Annotated in this window: 11 protein-coding genes; 9 read left to right on the top strand and 2 right to left on the bottom strand. The window is 48.3% G+C overall.

What is annotated here, in order from left to right; all coding sequences use genetic code 11:
• Positions 1-17: 17 nt before the first annotated feature.
• From HP401_RS15250 to HP401_RS15220, 7 genes are all read left to right on the top strand, one after another.
• A complete protein-coding gene (locus tag HP401_RS15250) occupies positions 18-1199 on the top strand; it encodes an aspartate aminotransferase family protein (RefSeq protein WP_173605600.1) in 1182 nt (393 codons plus the stop codon).
• A 148-nt stretch (positions 1200-1347) separates the two neighbouring features.
• Positions 1348-2454, top strand: a complete 1107-nt coding sequence (locus HP401_RS15245; RefSeq protein WP_064200472.1) for a carbamoyl phosphate synthase small subunit — start codon at positions 1348-1350, stop codon at positions 2452-2454.
• Positions 2447-5689 carry a carbamoyl-phosphate synthase (glutamine-hydrolyzing) large subunit gene (carB, locus tag HP401_RS15240; RefSeq protein WP_173605599.1) on the top strand — a complete coding sequence of 1081 codons (3243 nt, stop codon included), beginning with the start codon at positions 2447-2449 and terminating at the stop codon, positions 5687-5689. The genes HP401_RS15245 and carB overlap by 8 nt, the downstream gene beginning before the upstream one ends.
• The gene (argF, locus tag HP401_RS15235) at positions 5634-6605 is read left to right on the top strand and encodes an ornithine carbamoyltransferase (RefSeq protein ID WP_041749681.1); all 972 of its coding nucleotides are present in this window, start codon (positions 5634-5636) and stop codon (positions 6603-6605) included. Before carB ends, argF begins: the two co-directional genes overlap by 56 nt.
• A 143-nt stretch (positions 6606-6748) precedes the next feature.
• Complete coding sequence (locus HP401_RS15230; protein WP_173605598.1) at positions 6749-6967, top strand: hypothetical protein; 219 nt, start codon at positions 6749-6751, stop codon at positions 6965-6967.
• A 70-nt stretch (positions 6968-7037) separates the two neighbouring features.
• Positions 7038-7589: a DUF5317 domain-containing protein gene (locus HP401_RS15225; RefSeq protein ID WP_015893522.1), complete on the top strand. Its 552-nt coding sequence runs from the start codon at positions 7038-7040 to the stop codon at positions 7587-7589.
• Positions 7573-8910, top strand: coding sequence for an HD-GYP domain-containing protein (locus tag HP401_RS15220; protein WP_015893521.1), 1338 nt, complete (start codon positions 7573-7575; stop codon positions 8908-8910). Before HP401_RS15225 ends, HP401_RS15220 begins: the two co-directional genes overlap by 17 nt.
• Before the next feature lie 28 nt (positions 8911-8938).
• On the opposite strand, the gene HP401_RS15215 is transcribed toward HP401_RS15220, so the two are convergent.
• Positions 8939-9478, bottom strand: a complete 540-nt coding sequence (locus HP401_RS15215) for a histidine phosphatase family protein (protein WP_173605597.1) — start codon at positions 9476-9478, stop codon at positions 8939-8941.
• Between the two features lie 277 nt (positions 9479-9755).
• Here HP401_RS15215 and HP401_RS15210 point away from each other — a divergent pair, with 277 nt between their 5' ends.
• A complete protein-coding gene (locus HP401_RS15210) occupies positions 9756-11015 on the top strand; it encodes an argininosuccinate synthase (protein ID WP_087341596.1) in 1260 nt (419 codons plus the stop codon).
• Entirely contained in the window at positions 11012-12457 is a 1446-nt protein-coding gene (gene argH, locus HP401_RS15205; protein ID WP_173605596.1) for an argininosuccinate lyase, read from the top strand. The genes HP401_RS15210 and argH overlap by 4 nt, the downstream gene beginning before the upstream one ends.
• Before the next feature lie 60 nt (positions 12458-12517).
• Here the strand turns inward: argH and HP401_RS15200 are convergent, their stop codons facing one another.
• On the bottom strand, positions 12518-13429 hold the full coding sequence (locus HP401_RS15200; protein ID WP_173605595.1) for an acetamidase/formamidase family protein: 912 nt from the start codon (positions 13427-13429) through the stop codon (positions 12518-12520).
• Positions 13430-13453 lie beyond the last annotated feature (24 nt).

Raw genomic sequence — 13453 nt, 5'->3', positions numbered from 1 at the left:
TGAGGAGGGAAATGAATATGCATACAACAACAGCGCCTGTGCATCTCATGAATAACTATGCGAGATGGCCAATCAGTTTGGTAAAAGGACAAGGAAACCAGGTGTGGGATAATCAAGGCAGGCAATATCTCGATTTTACCTCGGGAATTGCCGTGACCTCGTTAGGGCATGTCCCGCCAAAAGTAACGGCAAAGCTGCACGAGCAGCTCGATACGTTGTGGCATTGCTCGAATCTAGTGCATGTTCCTCAGCAAGAGATTTTGGCGGAAAAGCTGAGTCGTCTGTCTGGACTGGATCAGGCTTTTTTCTGCAACAGTGGAGCAGAGGCGAATGAGGGCTTGATCAAGCTCGCCCGTCGCTATGCACAAAAAATAAAAGGGACCGATCGTTACGAAATCATCAGCTTTGAACAGTCTTTTCATGGGCGGACATTGGCCACCCTGACGGCTACTGGGCAGGAAAAGGTGAAGGACGGCTTCGCACCACTGCCGCAAGGATTTGTCACGGTTCCTTACAACGACCTTGATGCGGTCAAGTCAGCCATTACAGACAAGACATGCGCGATCATGCTGGAGCTGGTACAGGGAGAGGGCGGCGTGCATCCGGCAGAAGAGGCGTGGGTGAAGGCGCTGCGTGAATTGTGCGATGCGCACGGATTGCTCCTGTTAATCGATGAGATTCAGACTGGGATTGGTCGCACGGGTACATGGTTTGCCTTCCAGCACTATGACGTGAAGCCAGATGCGATTTCATTGGCAAAAGGCTTGGGAAGTGGTTTCCCGATTGGAGCGGTCGTCGCGACCAAGGAAGTAGCAGAAGCATTTGCTCCGGGTACACATGGTACCACTTTTGGCGGGAATCCATTGGCAGCAACTGCTGGGATCGCGACGCTTACGACGATGGAAGAGGAGCAGATCTTGGAGCGGGTAGCTCATATCCATGACGTATTGATCAAAGAGCTGGAGAGGCTCAAGGCGGAGCATCCAGACAAAGTGGTTACGGTTCGGGGAAAAGGGTTGCTTCTCGGTGTGGAGCTAACGATTCCTGCTGGTGAGCCGGTTGCGTATGCACGGGAAAAAGGAGTCATTCTGCTGATGGCTGGCCCACAAGTAGTGAGACTCTTGCCTTCGTTTGTAACGACCGACGAGGAAGTAAAGCAGGCCATTACAGTATTAAGCGAGGCACTGTCGCAGGTTTAGATGAAAAAGCAAAGAATGCAACGAGTGGAAGTGGTCAAAAAACTCGTTGCATTTTTATAATCCCAAATGTATATTAATACAAAAGGTTGCATAAATTTTCGGTAAGAGCAATCAGGCCGGCGCCCATTGGAGAGGAGTGGCTTCATAGATGGATAGAGAGAAACAATCGTTAGGAACAGGGTATTTAACGCTGGAGAGCGGCGAGGTTTTTACAGGAAAGCTGTATGGCGCACCCATTAACGGATTCGGAGAAGTGGTTTTTCATACAGGAATGACGGGATACCAAGAGGTGATGACCGACCCTTCCTTTGCAGGGCAAATCGTTACCTTCACGTATCCCTTGATCGGAAACTACGGGATCAACGAAAAGGATTATGAAGCAGCCAAGCCAGCATTGACAGGGATGATTGTCAGCGAGCTATGCACGGAGCCAAGTCATTACGAATCAAACATGACTTTGGCCCAAGCCGCAGAAGCATTTGGATTCCCGATCCTTGCGGGGATTGATACGCGAACGATTACCAAGCGCGTCCGTCAAGACGGTACCGTATTCGGTGTTATTTCCGATCAGCCTATGCAGGTAGAGGAAGTGGTGTCCCTGCGCTACAAGCACGCCAAGAAATCATTAGTTGCCAACGTATCCAGACAACAGGTGGAGCGTTATCCCGGAACAGGGGAGCATGTCGTCTTGATTGACCTTGGCATGAAGCAATCGATTTTGGATGCCCTTCTCCAGCAAGGCTGCCGTGTTACGGTCGTTCCTTTTGATACGAGTTTTGCTCAAATCAATGCTCTCGCACCAGACGGCTTGTTGTTTTCCAATGGGCCTGGCGATCCGGAGCACTTACTTGCGTATTGCAGCGAATGGCGCAAAGCTGTGGAGCAGTACCCGACATTGGGTATTTGTTTGGGGCATCAAGTATTGGCGCTAATGTACGGCGGCAAGACAGAGAAGCTCGCATACGGTCACCGCGGTAGCAACCATCCGGTCAAGGATCTGATGACTGGCAAAGTATATATGAGTTCACAAAATCACGGGTACGTGGTCAAGGAAGAGTCTCTGGATAAACGCCAGTTAACGGTTTCCTACCGTAATGTCAATGACGGTTCAGTCGAAGGATTGCGTCACATCAGTCTGCCTGTTTTCAGTGTGCAGTTTCATCCGGAGGCACATCCGGGTCCGAGTGATACATCCCACATTTTCCACCAATTCTTGCAGTCGATGCGCGTAGTAGGAGCGAAGAGATATGCCTAAATTGCCACACATTCATAAAGTATTGGTCATCGGTTCTGGCCCGATCGTCATTGGGCAGGCAGCGGAGTTTGATTATGCAGGTGCTCAGGCTTGCCTTTCACTAAAAGAAGCTGGCGTGCAGGTCGTGCTGGTAAATAACAATCCGGCAACGATCATGACAGATGAACAAGTAGCGGACAAAGTATATCTGGAGCCGCTCACGGTGGAATCTGTGACAGCTATTATCGCAAAAGAGCGTCCCGATGGTCTCTTGCCTACATTAGGCGGCCAAACGGGACTTAATCTTGCTGTTTCGCTGGCAGAAGCGGGCGTGCTGGAAAAGTATAGCGTGGAGCTGCTGGGTACGCCGCTGGCTGCCATTCAAAACGGGGAAGACCGTGAGCTGTTCAAGCAATTGATGCAACAAATCGGAGAGCCTGTTCCAGAGAGCGATACAGTCGAATCTGTAGAGGCAGCAATCGAGTTTGCGAACGCTATCGGCTATCCAGTGATTGTCCGTCCTGCTTATACACTCGGAGGAGCAGGTGGCGGGATCGCGGGGGATGAAGCATCCTTGCGAAAGGTTGCAGCCGGTGGGATTGCAGCTAGCCCAATCGGTCAGGTACTGATTGAGCGCAGCGTAAAAGGCTGGAAGGAAATCGAATACGAGGTCATGAGGGACGCAAATGATACCTGCATAATCGTGTGCAATATGGAAAATTTGGACCCGGTAGGTATTCATACGGGAGACAGTATTGTCGTTGCGCCTTCTCAGACGCTGACAGATCGTCAGTACCAAATGCTGCGCAGCGTATCAACGAAAGTGATTCGTTCGCTTGGGGTAGTTGGCGGTTGCAATATTCAATTTGCGCTCGATCCGCATTCTGATCGGTATGTGCTGATCGAAGTAAATCCTCGTGTCAGTCGGTCCAGTGCGTTGGCGTCCAAAGCAACAGGCTATCCAATCGCACGGATCGCAGCCAAGCTCGCATTGGGCTACGGGCTGGACGAAGTACTCAATCCAATCACGGGCTACACGTACGCTAGCTTTGAACCAGCGTTGGACTACATCGTTGTCAAAATCCCGCGCTTCCCGTTTGACAAATTTCCACTGGCAGACCGCAAGCTGGGGACGCAAATGAAAGCGACTGGCGAGGTCATGTCGATCGCCCGCAATCTGGAAGCAGGACTTTTGAAGGCAGTTCGTTCTTTGGAACAGGGCTGCACTCATTTGACTCGACCAGAGCTGGCAGCATGGACGCGTGAGGAGCTTGCCCAATCCTTGCAGGACGCGACGGATATCAGACTATTTGTTTTTGCCGAGGCGATTCGCAAAGGCTTTACAGAAAGTGAGCTACACAATCTGACTGGTGTCGATCCGTTTTTCTTGCGGAGCTTGCGTAAAATCGTGGACTTGGAAGTAGAGCTGTCTTGCCACGACAGCAAAACACTAAACCCAGAGCTGTTGTTGGAAGCAAAGCGTCGCGGGTTTGCCGATGAAACCATCGCTACACTGGTTGGTGCTACACCTGCTGAAATCAAATCACTTCGTCAAGAATCAGGCATTACGCCTACTTATAAAATCGTGGACACTTGTGCGGCAGAATTTGATGCCCAAACCCCTTACTACTATTCGGATTGGCAAGGAATAGATGAGGTCGAGTCACTGTCTGGCCGCAAAGTTCTGGTACTTGGCTCAGGTCCTATACGCATTGGTCAGGGAATCGAATTTGACTATTGCTCTGTGCATGCTGCCAAAGCACTTCAGGCAAGCGGTATTGCAGCAGTCGTTGTAAACAACAACCCAGAGACGGTCAGCACTGACTATGAAACAGCCGACCATCTTTATTTTGAACCGCTTCACGTAGAAGACGTGCTGCATATTGCAGAACGCGAACAGGTTGAGGGCGTCATGGTTCAGTTCGGTGGTCAAACTGCGATCAATTTGGCAGCCAAGCTGGAGAACGCGGGGCTGAAAGTAATGGGTACGTCGCTTACCGCAATCGAACGCGCGGAGGACCGCGAGCTGTTCTACGCCATGCTGCGCAAGCTGGACATTCCGCATATCCCCGGTAAAGGAGTATCGTCCTTGGAGGATGCAACCGCGATAGCGGAGGAGATCGGTTTCCCTGTTTTGATGCGACCTTCGTACGTCATCGGCGGGCAAGGTATGGTAGTTGTCCACAATATCGACGAGCTGCAAGCTACCTTTTACGACTGGTTGAACCATCCGGAAATGAGCATGTTTTTCCCGCTCCTTGTGGATAAATACGTTCCAGGCAAGGAAGCAGAAGTAGACGCGGTATGCGACGGACAATCTGTTATCATCCCAGGAATTTTCCAGCATGTGGAGAGAGCGGGCATCCACTCAGGCGACAGTGTAGCCTTGTTCCCAGCTCCTCATCTGACGGATGACATCAAGCACAAAATCGCGAGCTATACCGAAGCAATCGCGAAGGAAATGGAAGCGGTCGGATTAATCAATATCCAGTTCGTCATTGATGGGGAAACGGTTTATGTACTGGAGGTAAATCCACGGGCATCACGGACCGTACCGATTACAAGCAAAGTGACTGGCATCCCGATGGTTCAACTGGCGGTTCGCGCACAATTGGGTGAAAAGCTGTCGGAGATGGGTTACGGTACAGGGCTATTGCCAGAGATTCCGTTTGCAGTCGTCAAGGCGCCGGTTTTCTCCACGATCAAGCTAAACGGTGTAGACCCGGTACTTGGTCCAGAGATGAAATCGACGGGCGAAGTTCTTGGCTTGGGGCATTCTTTCGAAGAGGCAGCAGGCAAAGCCTTTGCTTTCAAGGACAATTTGTACGGTGACTGGCAAAAAGGTCAGTTGGTCATGATTTCTCTGGCAGATGGAGATAAGCAGGAAGCTGTAAGAGAGCTGCTGGGGCGACTCCACGATGACGGAGCGAAACTGGCGGCTACTCCGGGAACGGCCGAGTGGCTGGCAGCCAAAGAAATTGTCGTGAAGCATATCGTGGCAGATGAAGCGGCGTGGATCGAGCTGTTGCAAAAGGAAGAAGCGGCCTTCGCTCTCGTTACTGCGACGAAAGGCAATCGTCAGGGCCGGACAGGATTTGCCCTGCGAAGCAGGATGGTACAACAGGGTGTGCCATTGTTCTCCGCTGTCGATACGTTCGAGTTATACGTGAAGTCTATTTTGAAGAAAAGAGGTGGCTCGCATGCAGCCAGTGAAGATATTGGAACACTTTCAAAACTTGCCGTTACAAAAGCATAAAGGAAAGGACTTCCTGCGCGTCGATGAATTCAACGGGGAAGAACTGATGGAGCTGCTCCATCTGTCTGCTCACGTCAAGCAATTGCAAAAGCTGGGTCAGCCATTTCAGCCTTTGCAAGGCAAGACATTGGGAATGATCTTTGACAAGGCTTCGACCCGCACGCGCGTCTCCTTTGAAGTAGGGATGCACCAGTTGGGCGGCCTGGGGATGTTCATGAGCGGAAAAGAGCTACAGCTCGGACGCGGGGAGCCGATCAGCGACACAGCAAAAGTTCTCTCTCGGTACGTGGATGCCATCATGATTCGTACCTTTTCCCACTCCTATGTAGAAGAGCTTGCTCTGCACGCGTCGATCCCCATTATCAATGGTTTGACCGATCTGTACCATCCTTGTCAGGCTTTGGCCGATCTGCTGACGATCTGGGAGCATAAGGGCAAGCTGAAAGGAATCAAGCTCGCCTATGTAGGAGACGGCAATAACGTGGCGAACTCACTGGTGCTGGGCGCAGCTCTGCTAGGCCTCGATGTGCGGGTGGCGACTCCGGTAGGCTACGAAATGGATACAACCATTGTCGCAAAAGCTACAGGGTACGCGAAACAAAGCGGTGGAAAAATGATGGTGACCACTGATCCGATAGAGGCTGTCATGGGGGCAGATGCTGTATACACGGACGTTTGGACTAGTATGGGTTTTGAAGAAGAAAATGAGGTGCGATTGAAAGCATTTGCCGACTATCAAGTGAACGAAAAATTGGTAGCAGCGGCAGACCGTGATTATCTCTTCTTGCACTGCTTGCCAGCACATCGTGGGGAGGAAGTGACAACCGGGGTCATCGACGGATCGCGCTCTGTCATTTTTGATCAGGCTGAAAATAGATTGCACGCACAAAAAGCGATCTTGGCGGCGCTGGTGTGAACATAGTTCTAGTTAAATAGAACTATCTGCAATTAAATCGAATAGACTATGAATCTATGATTGCCGAATTTTGTCACTTATGTGTAAAATAAAGGTAGGAAAGAAGCGAAGAAGTACGGACTGTATCTGGTCGCTTGGTCCGTATGGAGCCAGTAGCGAATCCAACCTTTTCCGTAATGGAAAAGGAAAGGGGAGCAGGGGCTGTACTTGGTCGCTTGGCCTCTGCATCACGGACAGTAGCGAAGCCAGCTTTCTCCACTATGCTTGAAGGAGGGGAAAAGAAAATGAAAAAATGGTTCGCGGCAATTATGATGGTGGTAGCAATCGTAGCAGCTACTTCTGCAAACTTCCATATTGGATAAATAAGCGTATCGGAGAAACAAACACCGCTTGGCTGAGTGGTGTTTTTTCTTCAAGCTTGGAGGAAACAACATGCTATTGGATGTAATTGCCCTATCTTTTCTCGTAGCATTGCTGCGAGGGGGAAGAATCAAAGAATTACCTAAGTTCAACCAAATGAAACTTCTTATCGTTACCATATTGCTGCAGTCTTGTGCAGTTTTCTTCCCTACGATCGGTGGCATTTTCATATCGATCGCGTATGTGTTTATTTTGGCCTTCCTCGTTTTTAATCGAGAATTTGAAGATATGCGGATTTTTTTAATCGGCTGGTTTCTGAATGCGATTGCAATTTGGTCTAACAATGGAAAAATGCCAATCGATTTAGTTCAAGCAGCAAAGCTTCCTTATGATTTAGAGCCTGTTATAAACGGAACGAATTTCAAGCATAGTGTATTGACGGAAAGTTCGAATTTTCCGTTTTTGACGGATGTCATTTACATGCCATCTTTCATTCCGCGGATTATTAGCATCGGCGATATTTTTATTATGTTAGGTGCCTTTTTACTTGTTCAGCGATTGATGAATAAACCGATTTCATTACTACAACTTCGCGAAGGTAAAAGTTATGCGACAAAAAACTGATTTTGCGGTTTGGATAAAAGGGATTGTTGTCCAGGTTGGATTTGTCATTGCAGCAATCTATATTTTTTACACATCTTCATCTGAATGGGCTGCTCGTGAGCATTGGGGGGTATTATCTACCTACACCCTCCTGACCATTTTTTCTTGTTTTGCTCCCGTGCGTATATCTAATACGATTTTAACAGTGAACAATGCTGTAATCTTTTCGGGTATCTTGTTGTACGGAGTCTGGGTCGGAGTATGGGCTGCTGTTATTGAATCTTTAATCATTGCTTTCCTGGTAAGGTTTAATCCGCTAAAAGCTATTATTAACATTGGGCAGTTGTTAATGACTATATGGACAGTAGCGTTTTTGAAGGATTGGATCGAGGGCTTCGGAACTGTTTCTCCCATTATTAGTGATTTGTTTTTGGCTGTTGTGTATTGGTTTGTGAACCTGACTTTATGTGGATTGGGTATCTCCTATTTTCATCAAATGACCTGGGCGCGAACCGTAAAGATGATGGCAAAAGGCTTTACTTCGACTTACTTGTTGCTTTTAATTCTTGCCGGGGTAGGTTCACGATTAGTAGAGTTATATGGTCCGTTAACACTAATTCCTATGATGATTGCGTTTATTACGATCAGCTACGTTTTTCATCATTACTATGACAATCTTCAAAGGCTTCAACAAAAAGTGGAAGAGGTCAAATCATTCAATCACAACTTCTTAACGACGATGGCTGCTTCCATTGACGCACGAGATCGATACACAAGTGGACATTCTCAGCGTGTAGCTTACTGGGGAAGAGAAATTGCGAGAGATATTGGTTTGGCCGAACGAAAAGTGGAGGATGTTTATATCGGGGGAATCCTGCACGACATTGGAAAAATTGGCATCGAAGACGAAATTCTCAATAAAAAAGGAAAGCTCACTCCAGAAGAGTATGACAAGATCAAGCAGCACACGGTCATTGGCTACGAAATCATTTTGCAAGCAGGGATGTTCAATGAATTGCTTCCGGCGATCCGCTCGCATCATGAGCGTATAGATGGAAGGGGCTATCCGGATGGTTTAGCCGGGGATGAGATTCCGCTGATGGCGAGAATTTTAGCGATTTCAGACGCTTTCGATGCGATGGTTGCGGACAGGCCTTATCGAAAAGGCTTGCCTGTGGAGGAAGCGCTTCAAGAAATCAAAAGGGGCTCCGGTACCCAATTTGATCCGATATTGGCGGAGCATTTTATCAGAATCGTTCAGCGACTGCCGTGCGATGAATTACAGAGCATTATCGGAATAGAGTCCATCCCACAAAAACAGTTACAGGAGGCAATCAGATGAGCTGCCCCTTGTAACTGTTTTTATTCGTTTACGACCATATGCGGACGAGCTCTCTGGTTTCTAAATGGCAGGTAAGCTTGAAGACATCTGGATTGCTTAATTTCTCCCAATCGTGAAAGCCAAAGCGATTATCTATTGTTTTCATGAGCAAGGCCAGTAGGCATCCGTGACTAACAAGCACAATGTTTTTATGCTCGTCTGCCAAAATCTCAGTGAGCAGCGAATTTGCCCGGTTGATAGCAGTAAGACTGGATTCGCCTCCTTCAAGCTTAAGAGTCAAGTCATCGAACGTATCGCGGAGTCGCTCGAACCAATCCTCACGTGGTACTCCGCTAAGGACACGCTCGACCAAGCGCGTGTCTTCTTCAACCACGATTCCGCGTTCCCGTGCAAGTGGCTGGATGGTAGCAACCGCCCGATGATACGGACTCGAAATGATTCGATCAATGGGGGAACCAGCGAAGAAGGTGGCAAGCTCCCGAGCTTGTACTTCTCCCTTTTCCGTGAGCAAGGCTTCGGGTTCTTGGCCAGCAGCCTGACAATGACGTACCAAATAAATTGTTTTCATAATCCCTCCAACAGACTTCTCCTATGGAATTCCTCCATTCACTCATTCGTTGCCCAGGATAAGTTTCCCTTTTGATCACGAAAACGTTTATGCATAAACAGATGATGAGTATGCATAAAAACAAGACACTCTTTATACGAGAAGTGTATATTTTCATTGCGTATTCGTCTTTGAATGCGAATTAACAAGAAATTCACAAGAAAAATAGTTGTATTTTTATTAGTTCGTTTGTATAATTACTCGCATAAGAGAAACTTCGAAACGGGGAGAGAGAATGATGGCAAAAGAAAAAATTGTGTTAGCCTATTCAGGCGGTTTAGATACATCGGTAGCAATTAAATGGCTGCAAGATACGTATAACTACGATGTCATTGCAGTTGCATTGGATGTAGGGGAAGGGAAAGACCTCGATTTCGTACAGAAAAAAGCATTGCAGGTAGGCGCATTGAAATCAATCGTAGTGGATGCAAAAGATGCATTCGCAGAGGAATTCGTGTTGCCAGCTCTGAAGGCAAACGCGATGTACGAAGGGAAATATCCGCTAGTGTCTGCACTGTCGCGTTACCTGATTTCGCGCGTGCTGGTTGAAATCGCGGAAAAAGAAGGCGCGGTAGCTGTCGCACACGGTTGCACAGGAAAAGGAAACGACCAGGTACGTTTCGATGTTTCCTTTACAGCACTGAACCCGGATATCAAAATCGTGGCGCCGGTTCGTGAATGGGGCTGGACGCGTGACGAAGAGATCGAATATGCGAAAAAGAACAATATTCCGATCCCAATCGATCTGGACAATCCATACAGCATTGACCAAAACCTGTGGGGCAGAAGCTGCGAGTGCGGTGTTCTGGAGGATCCATGGGCTGCTCCTCCAGAAGGTGCATACGATCTGACGAAGTCGATCATGGATGCTCCAGACGAAGCAGAAGAAATCGAAATCACCTTCGTGCAAGGGAAGCCAACTGCATTGAACGGCGAAGAGCTCCCACTGGCTGAGCTGATTCTGAAGCTGAACAAGATTGCTGGAAACCATGGTGTAGGCCGTATCGACCATGTGGAAAACCGTTTAGTCGGCATCAAATCTCGCGAAGTTTACGAGACACCAGCTGCGACTACTTTGATTTTGGCGCACCGTGAGCTGGAATTCTTGACCCAACCACGTGAGGTCGCTCAATTCAAACCGATTGTCGAGCAAAAACTGGCGCAAGTGATTTACGAGGGTCTTTGGTTTTCGCCAATTCGCAATGCTGTCCAGGCATTCATTGAAGAAACACAAAAACACGTAACGGGTGTCGTACGCGTGAAGCTGCACAAAGGACATGCGATCGTTGTAGGCCGTACCTCTGCATCGTCTCTCTACAGCCATGAGCTGGCGACTTACAATGCAGGTGACCAATTCGACCACAAAGCAGCACTCGGTTTCATCAAGCTGTGGGGTCTGCCAACAAAGGTATACGCACAGGTAAACGAGGGTGTACTGCACGAGAATAAAAACACGGCCATTAAGATTTTGGATGAAAAGGATGCGATCAAGCAATGAAACTCTGGGGAGGACGCTTCACGAAGCCGACAAATCAACTCGTAGAAGAGTATACCGCTTCTATTTCTTTCGACCAGAAAATGTGGCGACAGGACATCGTTGGAAGCCTGGCTCATGTTGCCATGTTGGGCAAGTGTGGCATCCTGCCGATGGAGGAAGTAAGACAGATCATTGCTGGCTTGAAAAAAGTAAAAGAGAAAATTGAGCGCGGGCAAGCGGAGTTTCTCGTTGCGCACGAAGATGTGCACATGAATATTGAAAAGATGCTGATTGAAGAGATCGGTCCGGTGGGGGGCAAACTCCATACTGGACGCAGCCGCAATGATCAGGTTGCTTTGGATATGCACCTGTACCTCAGAGAAAAGCTGATGGAGATTATCCAATTGGCGATGTATTTGCAAGAGGCATTGTTAGAACAAGCAGGCCAGCATCTCGATACCGTCATGCCAGGCTATACACATTTGCAACGTGCGCAACCGGTATTGTTTGGCTATCACCTGATGGCGTATGTGTCCATGCTGCAACGCGATATCGAACGGATGACCGAGACGTGGAAGCGTGTGAATGTGTTGCCGCTTGGAGCAGGTGCTCTCGCAGGTACGACATTCCCGATCGACCGCACATTTGTAGCGGAATTGCTGCAATTTGACGGTATCTATCAAAACAGCATGGATGCCGTGAGTGATCGTGATTTCATTGTCGAATTTTTGGCAGACGCTTCTTTGGTCATGACTCATCTTTCCCGTCTGTGCGAAGAGCTCGTCATCTGGAGCAGTCAGGAATTTTCCTTTGTGGAGCTAGACGATGCTTTTTGCACGGGGTCTAGTATTATGCCGCAAAAGAAAAATCCTGATGTGGCAGAGCTAGTTCGCGGAAAAACAGGGCGTGTTTACGGCAATCTGTTTGGATTGTTAACCGTATTGAAAGGCTTGCCGCTGGCGTACAACAAGGACATGCAAGAAGATAAAGAGGGCATGTTTGATACGGTAGCTACCATTCATGGTGCGCTAGCGTTGCTCACGCCGATGATTAAAACGATGCAAGTCAAAGCAGATCGTATGCGTCAAGCAGTTACCAACGATTTTTCCAATGCGACAGACTTGGCTGATTACTTGGTTCGCAAAGACATGCCGTTCCGTCAGGCGCATGAAGTAGTAGGGAGAACCGTTTTGTACTGCATCGAGCAGCAAAAATATCTTCTCGATCTGACCTTGGAGGAATTCCAGAGCTTCTCAGAGGCTATTGGAGCAGATGTGTATGAAGCTCTAGCTGTTGAGACCGTCGTCAATGCGCGCAACGTGCTGGGTGGGACCGCTCGTAATCAGGTAGAAGTCCAAATCGATTGGTACCGCAAGCAACTAGTAGAAACACATGCTTGGGTGGACAAAAACAGTCAAAAGGTTATGATTGAATCCCTGATCGATGTTGGTTCACCTGCATAAAAACGTACATGTATAAAAAGGAAAAACCCCATAGCTTTGGGGTTTTTTTGCGTTCTATCCTTATCTACCGACTATTTTCGAATCAAAGCCAACTGCGGTTGCGTACGCGAGAGGCAACTCCATACGGGCTGTCTTTAAAGGATCGACTACCTGACAGATGCGCAAATCTCCCGCAGCGGAGAGCAGGAAGGTGGCTTCGGCCTTTTCTACGCCGAGCTCTTCGTGTAGAAATTGTACCATGTTGATGACCGCTCGATCCGCAGCCTTGTCCAGCTCTTTTTCCGACGCAATCGTGATCAAATGCTCCTGGTTGACTGCCATCGGTAACGGCCACTGTTTTCCTTTTATCACATCGAGCTTTACGGTTACTTCCCCTGCGATTTCCACACCACATACAGCAACTTCACCGTCAGCCATTGCAGCATGAAGGTCACCTAGGGCAAACAATGCGCCGGGAACATTTACGGGTAAAAGCAATGTAGTACCTTCGCGCATTTGCTTGCAGTCCATGTTACCGCCGTGATCGCCTGGCGTACCGCATGAAATGGCTTCTTTGGCAGGAGCTGTTCCAATTACGCCAATCATAGGACTGATCGGAACCTGAAGCTTGTCCGACAAGACAGCTTTTCCATCTTGTATCGGAATCATTTTGATCACATTTTCTTGCAGATCGAAACCCATTACACCCAGTTCCGGCCCTGTAACCATTACGCCTTGATTTTTAATCTTAATTTTCTGAATATGAACAACCAAAATATCGCCTGGTTCTGTTCCTTCTATATAAATAGGGCCGGAAGCAGGGTTGATCCGATTCCAATCAAGCTCTTGAAACATTGTGTCAGCCGATTGGATTTGGTCCTCGAAGCAATCGCAGGTTTCAAACGTTACGATACTGCCTGCTTCTACCTTCAAGACCGGCCGATTTTCAGGAGACATGGCATAAATTACGTCCTGCTTTTTTACTTTGTACATGGTTGCAGTCCTCCCATCCATTTT

The organism is Brevibacillus sp. HB2.2 (genome assembly GCF_013284275.1).
Taxonomy (GTDB): domain Bacteria; phylum Bacillota; class Bacilli; order Brevibacillales; family Brevibacillaceae; genus Brevibacillus; species Brevibacillus brevis_D.
The sequence above is the reverse complement of the archived record's forward strand: the minus strand, read 5'-3'. Positions and strand labels throughout refer to the sequence as shown.

Coding starts and splice junctions, on each gene's coding strand:
- HP401_RS15225 (WP_015893522.1), top strand. CDS start 7,038: ATGCTATTGGATGTAATTGCCCTATCTTTTCTCGTAGCATTGCTGCGA.
- HP401_RS15220 (WP_015893521.1), top strand. CDS start 7,573: ATGCGACAAAAAACTGATTTTGCGGTTTGGATAAAAGGGATTGTTGTC.
- HP401_RS15215 (WP_173605597.1), bottom strand. CDS start 9,478: ATGAAAACAATTTATTTGGTACGTCATTGTCAGGCTGCTGGCCAAGAA.
- argF (WP_041749681.1), top strand. CDS start 5,634: ATGCAGCCAGTGAAGATATTGGAACACTTTCAAAACTTGCCGTTACAA.
- HP401_RS15210 (WP_087341596.1), top strand. CDS start 9,756: ATGGCAAAAGAAAAAATTGTGTTAGCCTATTCAGGCGGTTTAGATACA.
- HP401_RS15200 (WP_173605595.1), bottom strand. CDS start 13,429: ATGTACAAAGTAAAAAAGCAGGACGTAATTTATGCCATGTCTCCTGAA.
- HP401_RS15245 (WP_064200472.1), top strand. CDS start 1,348: ATGGATAGAGAGAAACAATCGTTAGGAACAGGGTATTTAACGCTGGAG.
- HP401_RS15250 (WP_173605600.1), top strand. CDS start 18: ATGCATACAACAACAGCGCCTGTGCATCTCATGAATAACTATGCGAGA.
- carB (WP_173605599.1), top strand. CDS start 2,447: ATGCCTAAATTGCCACACATTCATAAAGTATTGGTCATCGGTTCTGGC.
- HP401_RS15230 (WP_173605598.1), top strand. CDS start 6,749: ATGGAGCCAGTAGCGAATCCAACCTTTTCCGTAATGGAAAAGGAAAGG.
- argH (WP_173605596.1), top strand. CDS start 11,012: ATGAAACTCTGGGGAGGACGCTTCACGAAGCCGACAAATCAACTCGTA.